The organism is Methanobrevibacter sp., from assembly GCF_017406825.1.
Classification (GTDB): Archaea; Methanobacteriota; Methanobacteria; order Methanobacteriales; family Methanobacteriaceae; genus Methanocatella.
Window position 1 is genome coordinate 63,956 of record NZ_JAFQXT010000027.1, and the last position, 19,904, is coordinate 83,859.

Annotated in this window: 26 protein-coding genes; 20 read left to right on the forward strand and 6 right to left on the reverse strand. The window is 38.0% G+C overall.

The window, feature by feature from the left end; genetic code table 11:
* Positions 1-14 precede the first annotated feature (14 nt).
* From IJF99_RS04795 to IJF99_RS04870, 16 genes are all read left to right on the forward strand, one after another.
* Positions 15-1,238, forward strand: a complete 1,224-nt coding sequence (locus IJF99_RS04795; RefSeq protein ID WP_292792618.1) for an FprA family A-type flavoprotein — start codon at positions 15-17, stop codon at positions 1,236-1,238.
* Positions 1,239-1,330: 92 nt separating this feature from the next.
* Positions 1,331-1,840 (forward strand): flavodoxin, encoded by a 510-nt coding sequence (locus tag IJF99_RS04800; protein WP_366931250.1) that lies wholly within the window; start codon positions 1,331-1,333, stop codon positions 1,838-1,840.
* A 77-nt stretch (positions 1,841-1,917) separates the two neighbouring features.
* A complete protein-coding gene (locus IJF99_RS04805) occupies positions 1,918-2,763 on the forward strand; it encodes a pantoate kinase (protein WP_292792622.1) in 846 nt (281 codons plus the stop codon).
* Positions 2,756-3,271, forward strand: a complete 516-nt coding sequence (locus tag IJF99_RS04810; RefSeq protein ID WP_292792624.1) for a trans-aconitate 2-methyltransferase — start codon at positions 2,756-2,758, stop codon at positions 3,269-3,271. The genes IJF99_RS04805 and IJF99_RS04810 overlap by 8 nt, the downstream gene beginning before the upstream one ends.
* 63 nt (positions 3,272-3,334) lie before the next feature.
* On the forward strand, positions 3,335-3,748 hold the full coding sequence (locus IJF99_RS04815) for a PadR family transcriptional regulator (RefSeq protein WP_292792626.1): 414 nt from the start codon (positions 3,335-3,337) through the stop codon (positions 3,746-3,748).
* 223 nt (positions 3,749-3,971) lie between these two features.
* Positions 3,972-4,763 carry a 2-amino-3,7-dideoxy-D-threo-hept-6-ulosonate synthase gene (locus tag IJF99_RS04820; protein WP_292792628.1) on the forward strand — a complete coding sequence of 264 codons (792 nt, stop codon included), beginning with the start codon at positions 3,972-3,974 and terminating at the stop codon, positions 4,761-4,763.
* A 9-nt stretch (positions 4,764-4,772) separates the two neighbouring features.
* Positions 4,773-5,903: a 3-dehydroquinate synthase II gene (locus IJF99_RS04825; RefSeq protein WP_292792630.1), complete on the forward strand. Its 1,131-nt coding sequence runs from the start codon at positions 4,773-4,775 to the stop codon at positions 5,901-5,903.
* Between the two features lie 8 nt (positions 5,904-5,911).
* The gene (gene thpR / locus IJF99_RS04830; protein WP_292792632.1) at positions 5,912-6,469 is read left to right on the forward strand and encodes an RNA 2',3'-cyclic phosphodiesterase; all 558 of its coding nucleotides are present in this window, start codon (positions 5,912-5,914) and stop codon (positions 6,467-6,469) included.
* Between the two features lie 4 nt (positions 6,470-6,473).
* Complete coding sequence (gene cca, locus IJF99_RS04835; protein ID WP_292792634.1) at positions 6,474-7,826, forward strand: CCA tRNA nucleotidyltransferase; 1,353 nt, start codon at positions 6,474-6,476, stop codon at positions 7,824-7,826.
* Positions 7,827-7,830: 4 nt separating this feature from the next.
* Complete coding sequence (locus tag IJF99_RS04840; protein ID WP_292792636.1) at positions 7,831-9,195, forward strand: MATE family efflux transporter; 1,365 nt, start codon at positions 7,831-7,833, stop codon at positions 9,193-9,195.
* Between the two features lie 4 nt (positions 9,196-9,199).
* Positions 9,200-9,544, forward strand: a complete 345-nt coding sequence (locus IJF99_RS04845) for a hypothetical protein (protein WP_292792638.1) — start codon at positions 9,200-9,202, stop codon at positions 9,542-9,544.
* A 44-nt stretch (positions 9,545-9,588) separates the two neighbouring features.
* On the forward strand, positions 9,589-10,140 hold the full coding sequence (locus IJF99_RS04850) for a DUF2284 domain-containing protein (RefSeq protein ID WP_292792640.1): 552 nt from the start codon (positions 9,589-9,591) through the stop codon (positions 10,138-10,140).
* Positions 10,141-10,149: 9 nt separating this feature from the next.
* On the forward strand, positions 10,150-10,833 hold the full coding sequence (gene npdG, locus IJF99_RS04855; protein WP_292792642.1) for an NADPH-dependent F420 reductase: 684 nt from the start codon (positions 10,150-10,152) through the stop codon (positions 10,831-10,833).
* 11 nt (positions 10,834-10,844) lie between these two features.
* Positions 10,845-11,321 (forward strand): hypothetical protein, encoded by a 477-nt coding sequence (locus IJF99_RS04860; protein ID WP_292792644.1) that lies wholly within the window; start codon positions 10,845-10,847, stop codon positions 11,319-11,321.
* Positions 11,322-11,404: 83 nt separating this feature from the next.
* Positions 11,405-12,736 (forward strand): FAD-dependent oxidoreductase, encoded by a 1,332-nt coding sequence (locus IJF99_RS04865; protein WP_292792646.1) that lies wholly within the window; start codon positions 11,405-11,407, stop codon positions 12,734-12,736.
* A 17-nt stretch (positions 12,737-12,753) separates the two neighbouring features.
* Positions 12,754-13,725 carry an Mrp/NBP35 family ATP-binding protein gene (locus tag IJF99_RS04870; RefSeq protein ID WP_292792648.1) on the forward strand — a complete coding sequence of 324 codons (972 nt, stop codon included), beginning with the start codon at positions 12,754-12,756 and terminating at the stop codon, positions 13,723-13,725.
* On the opposite strand, the gene IJF99_RS04875 is transcribed toward IJF99_RS04870, so the two are convergent.
* Both IJF99_RS04875 and msrA read right to left on the reverse strand, forming a co-directional pair.
* Positions 13,717-14,112 (reverse strand): hypothetical protein, encoded by a 396-nt coding sequence (locus IJF99_RS04875; protein WP_292792650.1) that lies wholly within the window; start codon positions 14,110-14,112, stop codon positions 13,717-13,719. The two genes, IJF99_RS04870 and IJF99_RS04875, sit on opposite strands and share 9 nt — an antisense overlap.
* Before the next feature lie 508 nt (positions 14,113-14,620).
* Positions 14,621-15,496, reverse strand: coding sequence for a peptide-methionine (S)-S-oxide reductase MsrA (msrA, locus tag IJF99_RS04880; RefSeq protein WP_292792652.1), 876 nt, complete (start codon positions 15,494-15,496; stop codon positions 14,621-14,623).
* Between the two features lie 76 nt (positions 15,497-15,572).
* Between msrA and IJF99_RS04885 the strand changes: the two genes are divergently transcribed.
* The 4 genes from IJF99_RS04885 (at position 15,573) to IJF99_RS04900 (ending at position 17,392) form a co-directional block, all read left to right on the forward strand.
* On the forward strand, positions 15,573-15,767 hold the full coding sequence (locus tag IJF99_RS04885; RefSeq protein WP_116591687.1) for a hypothetical protein: 195 nt from the start codon (positions 15,573-15,575) through the stop codon (positions 15,765-15,767).
* Positions 15,768-15,772: 5 nt separating this feature from the next.
* Positions 15,773-16,042 (forward strand): hypothetical protein, encoded by a 270-nt coding sequence (locus IJF99_RS04890; RefSeq protein WP_292792655.1) that lies wholly within the window; start codon positions 15,773-15,775, stop codon positions 16,040-16,042.
* 301 nt (positions 16,043-16,343) lie between these two features.
* A complete protein-coding gene (locus tag IJF99_RS04895) occupies positions 16,344-16,796 on the forward strand; it encodes a hypothetical protein (protein WP_292792657.1) in 453 nt (150 codons plus the stop codon).
* Positions 16,797-16,819: 23 nt separating this feature from the next.
* On the forward strand, positions 16,820-17,392 hold the full coding sequence (locus tag IJF99_RS04900) for a hypothetical protein (protein WP_292792660.1): 573 nt from the start codon (positions 16,820-16,822) through the stop codon (positions 17,390-17,392).
* A gap of 103 nt (positions 17,393-17,495) precedes the next feature.
* Here the strand turns inward: IJF99_RS04900 and IJF99_RS04905 are convergent, their stop codons facing one another.
* From IJF99_RS04905 to IJF99_RS04920, 4 genes are all read right to left on the reverse strand, one after another.
* Positions 17,496-17,759 carry a hypothetical protein gene (locus tag IJF99_RS04905; protein ID WP_292792662.1) on the reverse strand — a complete coding sequence of 88 codons (264 nt, stop codon included), beginning with the start codon at positions 17,757-17,759 and terminating at the stop codon, positions 17,496-17,498.
* Positions 17,759-18,202: a hypothetical protein gene (locus IJF99_RS04910; RefSeq protein ID WP_292792664.1), complete on the reverse strand. Its 444-nt coding sequence runs from the start codon at positions 18,200-18,202 to the stop codon at positions 17,759-17,761. The genes IJF99_RS04905 and IJF99_RS04910 overlap by 1 nt, the downstream gene beginning before the upstream one ends.
* A gap of 2 nt (positions 18,203-18,204) precedes the next feature.
* Positions 18,205-18,639, reverse strand: a complete 435-nt coding sequence (locus tag IJF99_RS04915) for a hypothetical protein (RefSeq protein ID WP_292792666.1) — start codon at positions 18,637-18,639, stop codon at positions 18,205-18,207.
* A 177-nt stretch (positions 18,640-18,816) separates the two neighbouring features.
* Complete coding sequence (locus tag IJF99_RS04920) at positions 18,817-19,761, reverse strand: ketopantoate reductase family protein (RefSeq protein ID WP_292792668.1); 945 nt, start codon at positions 19,759-19,761, stop codon at positions 18,817-18,819.
* Positions 19,762-19,904 lie beyond the last annotated feature (143 nt).

A 19,904-nucleotide genomic window follows, 5' to 3' on the forward strand; every position in this document is an offset into this window, starting at 1 on the left:
TTAGAGGTTTGAAAATGAAAGCGAAAGCAGTTAAGATTGCAGACGGTGTTTACTGGGTTGGAGTTATCCACTGGCACAGCAGAACCTTCCATGGATATGGAATTCCAGGAACCACCTACAATGCATATTTAGTATTTGGACAAGAAAAGACTGTATTGATCGATAATGTTTATCGTGGAATGTTTGAGCAGTTCGATGCAAGAGTAAAGGATGCATTCGAACAAGAGGGTAAGGAATTCAAAATCGATGTATTTGTTCAAAACCACTCTGAAATGGACCATTCCACATTCTTACGTGAAACCATTGAAAAATACAATCCTGATGCTGAAATATATGCGTCAGCCAATTGTATCAAATTCCTAGAAGCCCAATATCACAATTTCAGTAATCTGGAAATCAATGCCGTTCAAACTGGAGATGAATTGGATATCGGAGGCAGAACCTTAAAGTTCGTATCAGCCCCTATGCTTCACTGGCCGGACAGCATGTTCACTTTGCTTGCTGAAGATGGAATCCTGTTCTCAAACGATGCATTCGGACAGCACGTAGCACGTTCAAAAAGGTTCGATGAGGATTATGATTTGGAATATCTTCTTAGAGAGGCACAGAAATACTATGCCAACCTTGTTACATTAGGCTCTCCAATGCTTAGGATGAAACTGCAGGAATTGACTGACACAGGCTTAATCAATGACATCAAGATGATTGCACCATGTCACGGTCAAATCTGGAAAAACCCTGGAGCTATTGTTGAGAAATATTCCGAATGGGGATCAGGAGTATGCAAGGATAAAATCACTGTGATTTATGATACAATGCACCATTCAACCGAAAAGCTCGCTTACCAGATAGCTGAAGGTATCATGAGCGAAGGTGTTGAAGTTGCAATGTACTTCATGCAGGAAGACGGACCTGATGATGTAATCACTGACATTTTGGATTCCAAGGCCATTGCGTTGGGCGCTCCTACCATGATGAACAAGCCGTTCCCAAGAATAGGTAACATGATGTACTGGCTTGATTGTGTCAACTTCAAAGGAACCGGCAGTGAAAAGAATGCATTAATCTTTTCATCCAAAGGTTGGGGCGGAGGTGCCGTCAAAAAACTTCAGGATGAATTGGAAACTGCAGGTTTCACAGTAACCGACACAATGGATGTATTGTTTGTTCCTGATGAGGATGTTTTGGCCGAGGCGTTCGAAAAGGGTGCGGAACTCGCAAGGTCAATTAAAGAATAATTTTATTTATTCTTATTTTTTTCAAAAAAGAAATTGTTGTAAATAGCAACATTTATATGTCATATTATTTAAACAATAATTAAGGAGTTAATATTATGTCAAGTTTAGTAATTTACTTTTCAAGAAACGGTGAAAACTACTTCGGTGGGGTACTTAAAAACATCGAAAAGGGAAACACTGAAGTGATTGCCGAATACATCCAGGAATTGGATGGTGCAGACCTTTTTAAAGTAGAGCCTGCAGTGGAATACCCAGCAGATTACATGCAATGCATCGATGTTGCCAAAAAGGAACAGCAAAATGATGCAAGGCCTGAAATCAAACAGACACTGGAAAACATTGATGCATATGACACAATCTACATAGGTTTTCCTAACTGGTGGGGAACATTGCCGATGCCGATGTTCACACAGCTTGAACAGCTGGACTTTACAGGAAAAACCGTAAAGCCTTTTGTTACCCATGAGGGCTCAGGTTTCGGGTCAAGCCAAAGGGACTTGGATAAGCTATGTGCAGGAGCCGAAATCAAAAAAGGCTTGTCAATTCCGGGTGCAAGTGTTGGCAGTGCAAAGGACACAGTCAAATTATGGATTGATGAATAATACTTTTTTTTGTTTTTGTAGAAATCCCTTTGATTTCTGCAAAAAATTTTAATTAACTTGAAGACATAATTATAATCATGTCAAATTCAGTTTTCGTACCAGGCCACATTACTGGCTTTTTTACAATTGAAAACCATGAAGTTTCCCTAAAAAACGGATCTTGTGGTGCAGGCTTTCTGCTTTCCAGGGGAGTAAAGACTACAATTTCAGAATCGGACGGATTGGAAATTGATATCAATCAAGGAAAAGAAAGCGTTATCAGGCAAGTTTTGGAGATTTTAGAGATAAAACCTGATTTTAAGATTACCCAGGATATCCAGTTGCCGATTGGCGCTGGCTTTGGAACTTCAGCTGCTTCAGCATTAAGTCTGGCATTGGCCATAAACGAATTTTTGGATTTGGGTTATTCAGCTGACTTGTGCGGACAGATTGCCCATATGGCCGAGGTCAATTTGGGAGGAGGTTTGGGTGACGTCATTGCTCAAACAGGCCACGGTATGGTTTTAAGAACCCAACCCGGTGCTCCGGGTGTTGGTGAAATCAAATCATTTGAGCATGATGTCAGCATCGCCTGGAAAACTTTTGGAGGCATTAATACCACAAGCATCATTCAGGACCCTCATCACAGGCAGGTCATTTCAGATGCGGGTTTGAAATACTTGGAGTATTTTGAGGAAAAGCCCAGCCTAAGAAATTTCCTGGACTTTTCAAGGAGGTTTTCAACTGAGACAGGATTGATGTCTGCGGAAGTTAAGGAGCTTGTCGATTATTTCAATTCTCTGGATGATGTTTTGGGCAGTTCAATGGCAATGCTTGGAAATACCGTTTTCGCATTCTCATTTAATGAAGATGTCTTCAGAACCCTTGAAATTGATGGATTGCATATGGATAAACTTAACAATGTTGGGATTTCTTATGATTAGGTTAAGTTATGATGTTAAAAGATATCGCCGGGATATCCTGGATTTGATTAAACCGGATGATACGGTCATTGAACTTGGATGCCATACAGGCGGAACAACAAGGCTGCTTCCCCAAACCTGCAACGTCATAGCCCTTGACAATTCGCCGGAGGCCGGTGATGAAATGAAAAAGCTGCCTCATGTGAACTTCATCAATGCTGATGTGAGATTGCATGATGTTTTAACTGAAGTCTACAGCATCACACAATCATGTAATCTGCTTATCATAGATTTGGGTGGAGGATACCATCCTGACACTGTTTTTAAAGTATTTTATATCTGGTCCTCAACATTCAAACCGGAACACACAGTAATCAGAAACAGGGGTTTGCTGGAGTTTTTCAACTCGGCAAAAGGAAGCGGTGAGGATTATATTTCTGATAAAGGCTATCTTGAATCTTATTACGATTCAGGCATTCCACCCCAAATTAAGGAATTTGACCTGTGGACCTCTGCTTTGAAAAAATGATATGTCAAATTTTAGAATATAATTATATATTAATTTTAATATATTATTAAATAGGTAATAAGGATGACAGAAAATAAACAAAATAACTACAATGACTTCATAAAGAACAATAAAATCCTCAAATCTAATGTAAACGGTTTATACAGGTTTTTAGTCTTATGGATTATCAAATATCAAGGCAGTATACATGGCTATGGAATCATGAAGGAATTGGACAAGTTTTTCCAAAATCTAATAGAGGAGGGGGTTTTGAAAAAATCCAATCCAAGTAAGATTTATCCTATTCTAAAACAGATGGAAGAATATGAACTGATTTCTGGTGAGGAAGTCATTCCGGACGATAAGAAGGTCACATTCTATAAAATCACCGATAAAGGATTGTATTTCATACAGTATATTTTCAAAAAATTCATGCTTCACAGTGAAAATTCCCAATGGAAACTGATCTATGAAGATATGATGGAAGCTGAAGACTGAAAATCAAATATTGATTTTCTTTATTTTCAATTAGATATAATCTATTATAATTCATAATAGTTTAAATTCTTAATTTAATTTTTTTTATTATTTTGTTCAATTTATACAATAATTTTTTAATTAAATTTTTAATTAATATTAAACGCTTATCTATTTTTGTATAACTAATATTATATAGGTAAAAGGAGATAAATATAATTCATAACTAATCGAGGTTAAAAAAATGATAGGTAAAAAAATCCGTTTAGAAAGAATCATAAACAGAAATACTAAAAGAACAGTAATTGCACCAATGGACCATGGTGTTTCAAGCGGTCCGATTCCAGGAATTATCGATATGGATGAAACAGTTGAAAGCATTGTTCAAGGAGGAGCAGACGCAATACTGATGCACAAAGGAATAGTGCAACAAGGTCACCGTGGTTACGGAGAGGATATAGGTCTAATCGTACACTTATCAGCAAGTACATCCCTTGCCCCTGATCCAAATGATAAGGTAACCGTAACAAGCGTTGAAAAGGCAATCCAATTGGGTGCGGATGCAGTTTCAATACATGTAAACCTTGGTTCAGACACAGAAAGCCAAATGTTGCAGGAATTGGGTGAAATTGCCGAAACCTGTGATTACTGGGGAATGCCGCTTCTTGCAATGATGTACCCAAGAGGCCAAAAAGTCGAAAACGAACATGATGTTGAGTTTGTAAAACATGCAGCACGTGTGGGATCAGAACTTGGTGTGGATATCGTCAAAACCAACTACACAGGAGATCCGGATTCATTCAGGGAAGTTGTCGAAGGAGCAATTGTTCCTGTAGTTATTGCAGGCGGTCCGAAAATAGACACTGATGAGGAACTCTTGCAGATGGTTAAGGATTCCCTTGAAGTTGGAGGTGCAGGCGTTGCATTTGGACGTAACCTGTTCCAGGCTGAAAACCCTGGAAAAATCACCCGTGCAATTTCTGAAATCGTTCATCATGACGCTGAAGTCGATGAAGCTTTAAAATTCTTAGACTAAGGTGGCATAATGCAGAATAAATTCGCATGGATAAGCACCCCCGATGAGTTGTGGGAAGACAAAAAGGAAATGATTACCACAGCATTGGAATCAGGAATCGACCATGTGCTTGACTTGGAGGATATGGAGCAAATCAGAAAACTGGGCAATGTGAAAATCATTGCAAATTCTGATGATGCAGACATATATCTCGTGGGAATTAATGGTGAAGGTGACGGATTTGTAGAGTTAAAAGAAGACTTTACCGACTCAGTCGATATTGCAGCCGCCAAAAAAGCAAAGGCCGAAGGAAGGCAGGTATGCGCTTATGTAGTAATCACCGACAAGGCACATGAACAGTTAGCGGTGAAATTAGGTTCAATTGTTGATTATGTGATTCTTGTAGGTACAGACTGGACAATTATTCCGCTTGAAAATATCATTGCTGATTTGCAGAAGGATGATGTTGAAATAATTGCTGCAGTACGTGATTTGGATGGCGCTCGCGTTGCCCTTGAAACTCTGGAACATGGAACTGACGGCATAATATTTGAAGCAAATGACTTCAATCAAATCAAAAAAATCGCACAGGAAGTTGTTGAGGCATCACAGGCAAAATATGAACTCAAGATTGCAACAATAACCAACGTAAAACCATTGGGCTCCGGCGACAGGGTATGTGTCGATACAACAGACATGATGAAGCCGGGCGAAGGAATGCTTATCGGATCCTATTCAAAATCAATGTTTCTAGTGCATTCCGAATCACTTGAAAGCGAATATGTCGCTTCCCGTCCGTTCAGAGTTAATGCAGGTCCTGTCCAGGCTTATGTGATGGTTCCCGGAAACAAAACAAGATACCTCTCAGAATTGGTTGCCGGTGATGAAGTGTTGATTGTCAATACCGAAGGTGAAACAAGAACTGCTTATGTCGGAAGAAGCAAGATTGAAAGAAGGCCTTTGATATTGATTGAAGCCGAATATGAAGGTCAAATCATTCGCACATTGCTTCAAAATGCGGAAACAATTCGTATAGTTGACGAAAACAATGAACCATTGTCTGTAGCCGATGTAAAGATAGGAGATAAGGTAAAAGTTTACATCGATACCAGTGCACGCCACTTCGGAATAGCGATTGATGAGACAATCATTGAACAATAGGTGTGATAATGTCTGAAATAAGAGCATTTCTGGCAATAGATTTAGCCGATGATTTGAAGCCAAAGATAAATAGAATCATAAAAGAATTCAAACAAATCGATACTAAAATAAAATATGTGGAACTCACAAACCTTCATTTAACCTTGAAATTCTTTGGCGATATCGATACAAACGGTTTAGACCTACTGGAAAATGCTATCAAAAATGTTGTAGGCGAATTTGAACCTTTCAAAATTAACATTACCGGTTGCGGCGCATTTCCAAATAATAATCATATAAAGGTTATCTGGCTGGGCATCGAAGATGACACCCTCCTTAGGGATTTGCACGACAAGCTGGATAAGGAATTTGCACGAATAGGCATTGATAAGGACAGGAAATTCTCCACACATCTGACAATCGGACGCATGAAATCCGCAAAAAATAAAAATCAGGTCAAATCAACAATAGAGGAATTCGCTGATTTCGAAATTGGCGAGATGGAAGTTTCACAGATATCACTTAAAAAATCAACATTAACCCCAAGAGGGCCAATATATGAGGATATAAGCATATTTGAATTGTGATTATATGGATTATGAATCTATCTTAAAAGACATTAAACCGACAGATGAAGAAAAGGAACATGTTGAAAATGTTTCATTGAGAATAATGGACTTTCTTCAGGAAACCTGTTACAGCGAAGGGGTTGATGCAAGAGTAACATTAGTAGGTTCCGTTGCAAAAAACACTGCACTTAAAGGAAAATCCGACATAGATATTTTCATTGCTTTCCCGTTGGATACGGATAAAAAATGTTTAAAGGAAACCGGCCTTGATTTAGCCCATAAATGTTGCGATAAATTCAACACTATAGCACAACATCATTTCGCTTCACACCCATATGTCACAACCGATATTGAGGGATGTGAAGTCGATATTGTCCCATGTTATGCTATTGAAGACGGATCCCAATTGAAATCTGCAGTTGATAGAACAATATTGCATACCCGTTACGTCAAAGACAATTTAAGCAAATCACAGGAAGATGAAGTGCTGCTCTTAAAGAGATTCATGGCAATGACAGGAACGTACGGCTCAGAATTTAAAGTCGGCGGATTTGCAGGTTACTTATGCGAATTATTGATTATCAATTATGGAAATTTTGAAGACACCCTGAAAGCCGCCATCAATTGGAAATACGGTGAAATAATAAATCTGGAAAAACATGGAAAACCAAGCATCTTCAAAGATCCCTTGATAGTCATTGACCCAACCGATAAGAATCGAAACGTTGCAGCAGCATTAAGACTGGATAAAATGGCAGAATTCATCCAATCAGCGCGAAATTATATATTTTCAGGTAATAAAAAGGAGTATTTCTATCCATTGAAACGTAACTTAAACAGACAGGATATTCTAAACGAATTCAAAGACAGAAACAGTGATTTGATAGCAATAAAATTCGACATTCCGGATATGCCGTTGGATACGCTCCATCCTCAGCTTAGAAAAACATGCCAGGCACTGGAGAGAAAGTTAAACAGTGAGGAATTCAATGTCTTTAGAGCCGATTACTGGAGTGACGAAGTGGAGACATGTATAATTCTACTGGAAATGGCATCATCAAAATTGAACAATGTCAAGGTCAATGTCGGCCCTAAAGTCTTCATCACACAGGCCTGCGAGAATTTTGTGGGCAAATACGGACGTGAAAACTGTTATATTCAGGATGATTTTTTAGTTCACACTCAGGAGAGGGAATTCGCAGATGCCGTTGATTTGATATCACATATCTTCACAAAAGAGCATATAGGTTTGATAAAGGTTGGAAAAAACCTTAAAAACAATTTGATCAATACTTTCAAATTCATCGAGGTTGATGAAATCGATTTGGAGTTTCTGGATGATTTCATCAATCCCGGTCAGTATATCGTAAGGTGAATAAATGGAAAAGACTGAAGAGATTGACATAATAGTAAATCATCCGAAAAAGGCGATCAATAAGTTAGCCGTACCCATCATCATCTCTAACTTGTTCATGATGCTGAATAACGTTATTGATGGTATTTGGGTTTCCGGATTGGGACCTAATGCCCTTGCTGCAGTCGGGTTTGTAACTCCCCTGTTTTTGCTGATGGTGGGTTTTGCAAACGGTTTGGGAGCCGGTTCAAACAGCCTGATTGCAAGATATATCGGAGCCGAAGACTACCGAAATGCCGGAAACAGTGCTGTTCACTCAATGATATTAAGTGTAGTGGTGACAGTATTTGTGACTGTTTCAATGTTGTTTGCTTTAAAGCCGTTGCTTTTGCTGATGGGTGCCGGTGAGGTCATAACAGAAACAATGTCCTATGGTACTTATGTTATCGGAGGAATCTTTTCAGTATTTATCCCTGCAATGATGGCCGCTATTTTCAGGTCAGAGGGTGAAATCCGACGTGCATCATATCCTTTAATGTTTACTGCAATCATAAACATGATTCTGGATCCTATTTTTATCTATGCCTTGGGTTTGGGTATTGCCGGTGCTGCAATTGCCACAGTCCTGGCAGGTACAATCCCAATGTTTTTGATGATGTATTGGATGTTTTATCTGCAGGATAGTTTTTTAAAAGTTAAAATGAGTGAATACAAGAGAAATCTTGGAATCTACAAGGATATTCTTGTTGTGGGTATTCCAGCCAGTTTGGAACAGGTTATTCTTTCTTCAGTTTCCATTCTAATGAACTATTGGCTGACATTGCTTTCAGGAACCGTGGCAGTAGCGGCATATACTGCAACCTGGAGACTGGTTGCCCTAGGCCTTGCTCCATTGATAGGAATTGGAATGGCTGCATTAACCGTAGGGGGAGCGGCATATGGAGCACGCAATTTAACCAACTTCAAAATTGCCCTAAATTACGGTGTGAAATTGGGCTTGATTTCATCTGTTGTGATTTGTTCGTTATTATTCATTTTTGCAGAGCCGTTGTCGTTTATTTTTTCATATTCAACCGATGCTGCAGTCCTATCCGCAAGGGTAATTGAATGTATAAGGATTCTGTGTTTCTTCATATTGCTGATGCCGTTGGGAATCCTGGCGGGAAACCTTTTCCAGGCTATGGGAAAGGGAACAATTTCTCTTGGAATAACCTTTTTAAGGGCATTCATTTTAGAAATTGTTTTTGCAGGATTATTTGCCTTCGTATTTAACCTTGCAGATATTGGAATTTATCTGGGTATGGTTTGCGGAATGTCTGTTGGCGCAATTCTTGCCTATATATTTATTAACTATTATTTACATAAACATGAGGATTACTTTGTCAAGTGATATGATGGAAGAGAAAACATATATTTACGAATACGGTCCGAAAGACCTGAAAGATTTAGAGGACATTGAATTAAGAACTTTTAGGAAAGCGTCAGAGCTGAATGACAAATTGCTTGACCTTAAAATATTAATAGATGAAATCGACTATGATTGGACAGAGTTCATGGAGTATTTGGAGCATGAAAAAATCTCAAAAGTCCATGAATTCAGAGGTGGCGAATGCATTGATTTCGATGATGAACTCTTAAATGCCATTGTAAACACTTTAAAAAAGTCTTTGAATGACACCAACAGATCCATCAATTATAATATGAAAAAAATCAGTTTAAACAGGGTATTGGATGGGTAATACTATAGAAAGTTTTATTATGTAAAATTTATATATTATCAACCATGTCAGAGATTAAAAAGCTCACAGCCGATGTTGATGTTAAAGACTACTGTGAGTCCTATGTGAATTTTGAAGAGGTTTCAAAACTCTGCATAGAAGAGCAGGAAATGTTAGGATACAATTGGAACTATCCTCCATTTGATTTTGATGTGAATGATGTTTGGGACTCTTACAACAAACTTAAAATCATTGCCTTTAAGATAGATTTCAGTCCAGAAGAACTTGAACACACGTTCTCAGATCAGGAATTGGAATTTGTCCTGAAACGTTTTGAAAGAATAAAGGGCAGATTGATGAATGACATCTACATGCTGGAAGATGAAAATTCATTAGGCTTATTTTTGGGAAAATGCAACTTATGCATGAGGTGTACAAGAGAAGTGGGCATTCCATGCAAAATGCCAATTAAGATGAGATATTCTCTTGAATCATTGGGTGCATATGTCGATAAAACAGTTGAGGATATCTTCGGATATAAGATACTTTACGCTCATGACGGCAAACTACCGGAATACCTGATATTCGTTGGTGGTCTGCTTTATGATAAAAAATAGGTGATTAAAATGAAAATTAGTGTAATCGGAGGAACAGGTCCGCAAGGACTAGGTATTGCAGAAAGATTAGCTATTGCTGGTCTAGACGTTATCGTCGGATCAAGAAAAGAAGAAAAGGCATTGGACGTTGTTGCAAAAGCCAAGGAAGATTTGGCCGACTATGACCTGTCATTGGTCGGTATGGCAAATGAAGACGCGGCAAAAGAAGGTGACGTATTAATCATCACAGTGCCATTAGCTGCACAAAAACCAACAGTTGAAGGTATTAAGGAATTCTGTAAGGATAAAATCGTTATGGATGCAACAGTACCTCTCGAAACTGCAATCGGTGGAAAACCATTCCGTTTCATTGACCTAATGGAAGGTTCCGCTGCTGAAAGAACAGCTTCCATATTGGAAGGAACAGGTGCAAAAGTAATCTGCGCATTCTGTAACATTTCAAATTCCCACCTCGCAAACATTCCGGAAGACATTGACTGTGACTGTCTGATTGCAGGGGATGACAAGGAAGCAAAAGAAACCGCAGCAGAAATCATCGATCAGATTCCTGGAGTCAAAACCATTGACTGCGGTATTTTGGAAAAAGCAAGAATCATTGAAAAAATCACCCCATTGTTAATCGGATTGAACATCAAATACAAATCCCATTATGGTGGTTTGAGAATTACAGGAATTCCAGCTTTAGACAAATAGATTTGATTAATATGGATTCATTTGAACAGTTGATTGGTAAGAATATCAATGAAATTAGTTTAAATGAATCAAATAATTTTTTTTTAGCTCCTCTGGAGTATAACACCAAACTCTGCGGCAGACCATATCCATCAACCAAATACAAGCTTGCAGACATTGACTATTTTGATTTGATTTCATTTTCCGATTTGTTCAAGCATGAAGCTATTTTAATCATTTGGTACTTTGACGAAATCATCACAGGTCTGGAGATATATCATCTGAGCAATGACTTTGATGTTCTTTTTGAGGACTACTGCACCATCAAAAAGGCGATTGATGACGGCAAAGCCCATAATCTGACTGAAGGTGACACCAGATTCCTTGGAGCATCCAGACTCGATGAAAAGGTTGCTCAGCCGAACAGCGACAGGCTTGCAAACAAGAGGGAATTCGTGCTTAAAAAGAAGTATCTGCAGAAAATCATCAATGAAGTTGATTTTTTTTGATTAAATTCCATCTCTTTCATAATCTTTTTATACTGATTTTAAGAATATATAATATTGTATAAATTATATATGGTTTTGTTAAAATGAAAGTAGTAATAGTTGGTGGAGGAGCTGGAGGAATATCAACAGCTTCAAATATTCGTAAACTCGATAAGGACATCGAAATTACTGTTATCACAAGAGACAATAAAGTGGCTTATTCACCATGTGCCATTCCTTATGTACTTTCCGGTACAATCGAATCCTTTGATGATATTGTAATGAGAACTCCTGAAGATTATAAAAAGAAAAACATCAATGTTATCATTGAAGCGGAAGTGACAGCAGTCGATTCCGATAAAAAAACAGTTACTTACGTGAAAAATAATAAGGATGTAGAAATCTACTATGATAAGCTGGTTCTTGCAACCGGAGGAAATCCATTCGTGCCTCCAATGGAAGGAGTGGATTTGGACGGAGTATACAGAATCCGCAATATCGATGACGGTATCAGAGTACAGGAAGCAATGAAGGATGCCAAAAGTGCAATCGTAACCGGTGCAGGTTTAATCGGTATAGAAATCGCTTTCGCCCTTAAGAAAAAAGGTTTGAACGTTATCTTAAGTGAAATGTTGCCTCAGATAGTTCCAAGATCACTTGACAAGGACATGTCCGATATTCTAGTCGAGTATCTGGAAATGGAAGGAATCAAGGTTGTTCTCGGCAAACCTATCACCAAACTGATAGGCGAGGGCAAAGTGGAAAAGGCATGCTTCGGTGAAGAGGAGCTGTATGATGCAGATATGGTCATCATGGCAACAGGTGTAAGGGCCGAATTGGATTTGGCTAGAATGGCCGGTTGTGAAATCGGAAGATGGGCAATTCTTGTCAATGACCGAATGGAAACTTCAGTTGAGGACGTTTATGCTGTCGGGGACTGTGTCGAGTCCAAGGATTTGATTTTAGGTTCAAATACAATTTCCCAATTGGGTACCACTGCAGTTCGCGAGTCAAAAACATTGGCACGTACAATCTGCGGCAAGAAATCCAAATTCAATCCCGTTTTGAACTCAATGGTTTCAAAAGTGGGAAAACTCGAGTTCGGTGCAGTCGGATACACCACAAGCTTTGCACAGCAAAACCGTATCAGACCGGTAGTACAAAAGGTGCAGGCACTTACAAGAGCACGCTACTATCCTAATGCAAAACCGATGGATATCAAAGTTATATGTGATGGAAACGGAACCATTATCGGCTGTCAAATCATTGCAGAGGAAAGGGTGGCTGAAAGAATCGATACAATGACATTGGCCATTACCGAAGGATTGACCTGCTTTGATTTAAGCAATATGGAATTTGCTTACGCACCGCCGGTGTCAATGGTTACAGATCCGTTAATCCTTGCTGTTGAAGAAGTAAGCAAGAAATTCAGTTAAAATTGAGGTGAGAGTATATGCCAGAACATGGACATGGTCATCATGGGCATGGGGGTCAGATGACTCCCGAACAACAAATGCAAATGATACAACAAGATATAAGATTAGCAAAGAATTTAGGTCAGATTAAACATAAAATCATTGTAATGAGTGGAAAAGGAGGAGTTGGAAAATCCACTGTAGCTGCAAACATCGCCGAAACCCTGCAGGCGATGGGTTACGAAACAGGTATTCTTGATGCGGATATACATGGTCCTAACGTTCCGAAGATGCTGGGGGTTGAAATGCTTGAAGAGGAATTCAACCAATACCAATTCGACGCATTTAAAGACATCGTTGAAGACGGCTTGGACACTACATTGCCTGAAGAGGAACAGCGCGAATACATTGAAGCTAAAAGAAAGGAATATCAGCACTCTATTTTCCCGGTTAAAACCGCAAGCGGATTAAAGGTAATGTCAATGGCGTTTCTGATTGATGCGCTTGACAGGCCAATCATCTGGAGGGGACCTCAAAAAACAGGTGCAATCAAACAGCTCGTTTCAGACTGCAACTGGGGGCAACTTGACTTTTTAATCATCGACAATCCACCTGGAACCGGAGATGAACCGTTGACAGTTCTTCAAACCATTCCTGAAGCCGATTTGGTATTGATGGTCACCACACCTAATGTCGTTTCACAGGAAGACGTATTGAAATGCGTTAAAATGGTTGAAATGATGAACATAGATAATATCGGCCTTATCGAGAACATGGCATACTATATCTGCCCTCACTGCGGTGAAAAATTAAACATTTTCGGTGAAGGAAACGGCGAGAAATTCGCTGAGGAAATGGAAATTACCTATTTGGGCGATTTGCCTATTGAGGAAAGCGTTTCAGATGCACCAAATAAGGATTCAGCCATTTCAGTGCTAGACCCTGAAGATGAAGTGTCTAAACGTTTCGTTGAAATAATTGAAGACATTAAAAAAGAGTTTTTAGAGTAAGCTTGTATTGATGATATAGCTTACTGTACTTATATTTACCAGGTATCCTAAGAAATTAGGATCCTCCTTTAATTTTTTGAAATAATCAAGTTTCTCAATGATGTAGTCCTTGTTTTCATCCATCACGTTCAGTGAGAAGTACTGCATGCCCAGAACGTACTCCCTTTCATCCGTAAAGACCGGAACCACATATTCGCCGTCATTTCCGTAAGGTATTTTAACCGCTTGACTGTCTTCGATGGATAGGATGAGAGGATTATCTTTGATATATTCTTTAATTTCCTGTTCCAATTTATCAATGGCTTCTTGGTTGTTGTTTTCGCCTTGCATGTAAACTAGATTGATGTAGTTTTTTAAATCGGGATTTTTTATTTCTTCTAATTTCATTGAAGTAATATTTATTAAAAGTAGTATATAATTTTTAGATTTTAATTAAGAATGGGATTGGCCCATTCTTTTTTTACAAAATATAATCGTAGTTATATTGTGATAAATACGATTTAACATCAAAGATGTCTGAATTAATTCATGTTTTTATAGTATTTAAAGTCTTTTATTATTTATTTTTCATTTAAATCATTATCATGTCTCTAAGACAATTTTGTTTTCAAAAAAACTGCTTTAATTATATATTATGTGAAATATAAGGTCATTTCTAAACTTTTACAAAATATAAACGTGATTAAATGAATAAATATTCAGGTGATAAATATGATTGAAGATATTTGTGTAGCGATTGCCTACTTTGTGATTGCCATACATCATCTTCACTTGGCTATTCAATAGCGAATAGTTGCGGACTAAACATAGTTTCATATTTTAGACGGATGATATTAACTAATGTTAATGGACTAGTTTTCTCAAACATTCATAGTTTAGAAAGCAACTATTCTTATCATTCTTCATCAAGTTCCTCTTTTGGAATGAACCTCAATGCAGCAGAGTTTATGCAATAGCGCGGAGATCCTCCTGGCCCGTCATGGAAGAGATGGCCCAAATGCGAGTTGGCCTTTGCGCTTCTAACTTCTATGCGTGTAGTTCCATGGGAGAAATCCCTGTGCTTGATGATTGCATCTTCTGTGATGGGTTTTGAAAATGCGGGCCAGCCGCATCCTGAGTCGAATTTGTCATCTGAAGAAAAGAGAACTTCACCATTTACAGCGTCAACATACACACCATCTTCAAAAAAGTCATCATATTTTCCACTGAATGGCGGTTCTGTTAAAGAAAGCTGTGTTATTTCATACTCTTCTTTTGACAAGTGACTGAATTCTTCATCGTTTATTAAATTTAAATCAACGTGACAGTAGCCCTGTGGATTCCTTTCAAGGTACTTTTGATGATAGCCCTCCGCGGGATAGAAACTGCCTATTGCACGGGCCTCGACAACAATCCGTCTGGAGGATGACTTCTGCTTTTGCCTTAAAAAACCGATGACAATATCCCTTTGAGATTCCTCCTGCCAGTAGATTCCGGTGCGGTATTGCGTTCCGATATCCGCTCCCTGGCGGTTTCTGGTGTAGGGATCGATAATCCTGAAAAAGTTCTCTAGAATATCCTCCAGGGGGATGATTCTGGGATTGAATGTAACCTTTACAGTTTCCGCATGCCCGGTTTTGCCTGTGCAAACCTTTTCATAAGTAGGCGCCAAATCCATACCGTTTGCATAGCCCACTTCAGTATTGTTCACTCCTTTTAGACGAGAAATAAATGCTTCAACGCCCCAGAAGCAGCCTCCGGCAAGATAGATTACCTGCTGTTTTTCAAACATGATTAATTATTTGTTCCTATACATAAAATATTTTTATTACATAAAACAAAGTTCTAACTAATTAGGAGGAAATCTAATGTTTTATAGTACTATAATGAAAATTGATTCAATTGACAGATTAAGGGATATCAGGGATGCACTGCTTGTGGAACAAGGTATCAACCCTACTCGTCAAGGTGAACAAGCTATCAAGGTAGTAGTTGAAAGAATCGATGAGATTCAAGCTACTTTAGACAAATCCGCTACCAAAAACTTAAACAGAAGAAAGTGATTTGAGTGATAAGACGCGTAACAACCAGCAGACGGCTTCTTAGAAAAAGAATGTACAAGGCACCACATTCAAGACACAGAATTTCCCAATTCAAACGTGAAAACAAAAATCTTGCAAAGCCGCATCAGGAGAAATTCAGGGAAATGAACGGTCCAAGAATCAAACGCAAAAGAAGGCCAAAAAGGGAAGTCATCTCAGGTTTTAAAATGTCTTACAGATACAAATATTATCAAAAGGATAAACCAGAAGAAAAAGACGAAGAGGAATTAGAGTAGCCTTTCAACTCTTAATTTAAAACAGGTAACGTTATCCATCCGATGATATTATGAGGTTGAAAAAGCAAATCTGCAGCTACAATTACCTACAATGGCAACAATGGGTTCGTAGCATATATTAACCATTCTCTTTTTAAAATCTGACAAGACCATTACACCATTTCAACATTATTTTAACATAAAGGTATTCATTTTGCTCATGCTTGATTAGATGGCAGCACTTTCAGCAAGTTCGTAATGTAGGAATTGTTATATACATATGATTGACACAAATTATAATATAATAATCAGGGAGCATATTATGGAAAACAATAAAATTATCATTGCTTTGCTTGTGATTATTATTGTCATTTTAGCGGGCATGATATTATCAATGACAAATTTTATGAATACGGATGCAACTGTTGAGGTTAATAATGACACCACAGTTGAAGAAACTACAAGCGATCCTGTTGTGCCGGACACCATTTCAGTGGAATTGCCGGAATATGATACTAGGGTTACTAAAACTGTTGGCGAATACACTATGGAAGCAGAAAAGTGGATGGGCGGATCTGTTGGAGGATTCGAGGTTCATCTATATAAAAACGGTGAACCGGTTGACAAAGATTCTTATTTGACTAGAGCCTATTTCTACATGGATGGAGAATGGAAATGGAGTGAATGGGGCAATGGTGAAGACGGTTATGAAGGCTATCATAGATATCCAGTAGCCCAAGGTGTTGAAATCCAAGAAGTTGAAGTTAAATTTTAATTTTATTTACAAATGGGGTAAAAATGGAAAACAAAAATATAATTATAATATTGCTTGTAATAATTGTCATTCTTGCAGTGGCTATTGGAATAGCATTATTTAATCCTATAACAGCAAAGGAACCAACTAAAATTAAAATTACAAGTGATAAGGAACAGTATGAAGGTGGAGAACTGTCAATCAAATTAACTGACTTAAACAAAACTCCAATATCAAAAGAGATAGTCAACATTACAATTACCAACAGCAAAGGCAAGGTTGTTGTGGATGATGTTGTAAAAACCAATTCCAAAGGTAAAGCAAAACTTGATTTAGATTTAAAGAAAGGCAAATATAATGTCACTGTCAGTTATGGTGGAAATGAAAACTACACAGGAAACAACACAACACAGAAATTAACTATTAAAGAGGAAGTTGTTGAATTTACAGATTCATATTCTAGTGAACCAGAACAAATAGATTATAACAGTCCAGATAGTGAATATTATAGATGGGATACTGATGGCAGCTACCATAAAAAAGAAGAGGGCATGAACTATATCTATGCACAAGATGAATATACAGGAGAATGGAGTTATTGGGCAGACAAAAGTTAAAGAATATATTAATAATTTTGTAGATGCAAATTTGAATCAAGCCGTATGCATAAATGTGAAGCAAAAAAAGGGAGAGTACAGATTAACAAGTTTTTGTGAGGAATTAGAGCAATTCCTCTTTTGATATTATTTTATTTTCTGAATGAATATTCAAAATCAGACCGCTGAAAGCATCATCATTCAAAGCCAATTCATGGAATAACTCGTCTGAAACCTCAGTAGGTCCATAATCAGCCAATTCCAGATATTCAAAGCCTTTTTTAAATTCATCCAGACTGGAAAAAACAATAATCTTAAAATCATCCGGACTTCCGCTTACAAGGAAGTCCTTTTCATGATTTTCGCCGATTGTGGGACATATGTACATCAAAAATCACCGTTTTTATCGAAATTGAAGTTCTGTGAGTGGGGATTGACCACAAACCCTTCAAAATATTCATCATTTTCAGCCAGTTCAGCAATGTCTTCGGGTGTGATTACCTTCAAGTCCAATTTGTCCAGAAAGAGTTTAGATATCTTGGCGCTTCCTACAGCATATTCCCTCATATCCGTAAAGATTGGAATGATGTATTCCCTGCTGGTTTCTGTCAATGTCAATTTAACTGGCCTTTCAATCTCATCAACCAGTGTAAAGTAGATTTCTGTGGGATATGTGTCCTTGATGTTTTTCTTTACGGCTTCAAGCTCTATTGCATCTTCGCTTTTTAGCTTTTTTGCCATATCGGCATATATCCCAATATACTCTTTAAGCTGGCTTTTGGAAGCCTTAACGTTATTTTTTTGATAATCTTGGTAATCTTCTACTTTCATACCTATTCACTGCAGTCGTGTACACTTTCGGCAAAAATAACAAAGTCGCATTGCGGAGCATCAACGGCAAGACCTAAAAATTCCTCATCGTCTGAGTATGCTTCAACAATATCGCAGCCGACAGCCTTGTCAAATGCGAAATTGTTTTCACCGGATTCCTCAACAAAGGTTTCGATTGCCTTTTCGGCTTCTTCCTGTGAGGTATAGACAGGTATGAAGAACTCTTCAGCTTCATCTTCCTCATCGCTGATGATTAGAGCTACAACTTCTTCGTCTTCAGTGTCTGCATTGTATACGATGATGAACTCTTCGTTATAGACCGCGTGATCGATTTCATGGCCTAAATCATGCAATTTTTCGGCTTGCTCTTCGTTGTCTTCGTCAAAATTATCTTCAAGTTCAATATATTTTTCAATCAATTCTTTAAGTTCGCTCATAATATCACGTAAAAATAAGTTTTTAAAAACAAATGAACATTCTCTTCCTAAACACCACTAAAGGAATACAAACGAATGCTCATTTCAACCATCACCATTGTTCATATTATAAAAAAATAGTACATAACAATATGAACAATAATATTTTACTTTTCCACATATATAAAGTTTTAGTTTTCAAAAGGTAGATTCAATAGCTTTAATGAGATTATAGATAAGCTTATTGGTACTTACATCGACATTGAATTCATTACCAAGTTGGATGACTTTGCCGTTCAACGAATCGATTTCCGTAGGTATTTTCCTTTTGATGTCCTGATGCGTTGATGAATAGTGATTGTAGGTATCCGGAACAAGCTTTGAGTAGAAAATGTCCTTGTAGTCATCTGATTTTTCCCAAAGGGTTTCATATGGAGATGCATTTATCACTTCAAATATCTCATCTATGATGCCGTCCATCACTTCTAAAGTATAGGGGTTTTCGGTAAGCTGTCCGTAGGTGACGTCCAGTATCGCTCCCAGGGGGTTCAATGTGCAGTTGTAGAGCATTTTTGCCCACAGGTATTTGTCCACTTCATTTGTAACTTCACAGTTGATTCCGGATTCTGTTATCAAATCGGCGATTTCCTGAAGGCATTCGGGGTTTTCATTTTGAAGCGATCCCAAAAGGATGGGTTCGGTGTAGACCGTGACTTCGCTGATGTACCTTTCTGGCCTTGTAAAACCTGTGATGACCCTTGAAGAGAACACCTGCTTTTCGGTGAAGTATTTGAGATATGGCTCGTCGTTTCCAAATCCGTTCTGGAAAATTATGATCTTGGTAGTGTCCTTAAGGATGTCCTTGTGCAGGTTTAGGTTTTCTGCAATGTCCTCGTTTGCGGTTGTCTTTGAGGCTATGAAGATGTAGTCAAAATGATTTTTCGCTATTTCATCATATGATTCATAAACCGGCACATTTTCCAGTTCATAATGTGTGAAAAGGCCTGTTCTTTTTATTCCGTTTTCCCTAATTGCATTTGCGGTTTGGCCGCGTGCATAGATTGAGACGTCAGCGCCCTGTGAGCCGACAGATGCTGCAAGTCCTATTCCGACACCACCCGCACCTATAACTAGAATATTCATGTAATTCATTATGGATTTTATTGGTTATAACTGTTATTCATTTTTAATTTAGAAAAAAATCAAATTATATTTAAATATAATTTATTTTTAATCAAACAAAGTTTAAAATTTATATAGTATTTTTTGCAATATATTATAATATA

Coding starts and splice junctions, on each gene's coding strand:
- IJF99_RS04795 (WP_292792618.1), top strand. CDS start 15: ATGAAAGCGAAAGCAGTTAAGATTGCAGACGGTGTTTACTGGGTTGGA.
- IJF99_RS04805 (WP_292792622.1), top strand. CDS start 1,918: ATGTCAAATTCAGTTTTCGTACCAGGCCACATTACTGGCTTTTTTACA.
- IJF99_RS04810 (WP_292792624.1), top strand. CDS start 2,756: ATGATTAGGTTAAGTTATGATGTTAAAAGATATCGCCGGGATATCCTG.
- IJF99_RS04815 (WP_292792626.1), top strand. CDS start 3,335: ATGACAGAAAATAAACAAAATAACTACAATGACTTCATAAAGAACAAT.
- IJF99_RS04820 (WP_292792628.1), top strand. CDS start 3,972: ATGATAGGTAAAAAAATCCGTTTAGAAAGAATCATAAACAGAAATACT.
- IJF99_RS04825 (WP_292792630.1), top strand. CDS start 4,773: ATGCAGAATAAATTCGCATGGATAAGCACCCCCGATGAGTTGTGGGAA.
- thpR (WP_292792632.1), top strand. CDS start 5,912: ATGTCTGAAATAAGAGCATTTCTGGCAATAGATTTAGCCGATGATTTG.
- cca (WP_292792634.1), top strand. CDS start 6,474: ATGGATTATGAATCTATCTTAAAAGACATTAAACCGACAGATGAAGAA.
- IJF99_RS04840 (WP_292792636.1), top strand. CDS start 7,831: ATGGAAAAGACTGAAGAGATTGACATAATAGTAAATCATCCGAAAAAG.
- IJF99_RS04845 (WP_292792638.1), top strand. CDS start 9,200: ATGGAAGAGAAAACATATATTTACGAATACGGTCCGAAAGACCTGAAA.
- IJF99_RS04850 (WP_292792640.1), top strand. CDS start 9,589: ATGTCAGAGATTAAAAAGCTCACAGCCGATGTTGATGTTAAAGACTAC.
- npdG (WP_292792642.1), top strand. CDS start 10,150: ATGAAAATTAGTGTAATCGGAGGAACAGGTCCGCAAGGACTAGGTATT.
- IJF99_RS04860 (WP_292792644.1), top strand. CDS start 10,845: ATGGATTCATTTGAACAGTTGATTGGTAAGAATATCAATGAAATTAGT.
- IJF99_RS04865 (WP_292792646.1), top strand. CDS start 11,405: ATGAAAGTAGTAATAGTTGGTGGAGGAGCTGGAGGAATATCAACAGCT.
- IJF99_RS04870 (WP_292792648.1), top strand. CDS start 12,754: ATGCCAGAACATGGACATGGTCATCATGGGCATGGGGGTCAGATGACT.
- IJF99_RS04875 (WP_292792650.1), bottom strand. CDS start 14,112: ATGAAATTAGAAGAAATAAAAAATCCCGATTTAAAAAACTACATCAAT.
- msrA (WP_292792652.1), bottom strand. CDS start 15,496: ATGTTTGAAAAACAGCAGGTAATCTATCTTGCCGGAGGCTGCTTCTGG.
- IJF99_RS04885 (WP_116591687.1), top strand. CDS start 15,573: ATGTTTTATAGTACTATAATGAAAATTGATTCAATTGACAGATTAAGG.
- IJF99_RS04895 (WP_292792657.1), top strand. CDS start 16,344: ATGGAAAACAATAAAATTATCATTGCTTTGCTTGTGATTATTATTGTC.
- IJF99_RS04900 (WP_292792660.1), top strand. CDS start 16,820: ATGGAAAACAAAAATATAATTATAATATTGCTTGTAATAATTGTCATT.
- IJF99_RS04905 (WP_292792662.1), bottom strand. CDS start 17,759: ATGTACATATGTCCCACAATCGGCGAAAATCATGAAAAGGACTTCCTT.
- IJF99_RS04910 (WP_292792664.1), bottom strand. CDS start 18,202: ATGAAAGTAGAAGATTACCAAGATTATCAAAAAAATAACGTTAAGGCT.
- IJF99_RS04915 (WP_292792666.1), bottom strand. CDS start 18,639: ATGAGCGAACTTAAAGAATTGATTGAAAAATATATTGAACTTGAAGAT.
- IJF99_RS04920 (WP_292792668.1), bottom strand. CDS start 19,761: ATGAATATTCTAGTTATAGGTGCGGGTGGTGTCGGAATAGGACTTGCA.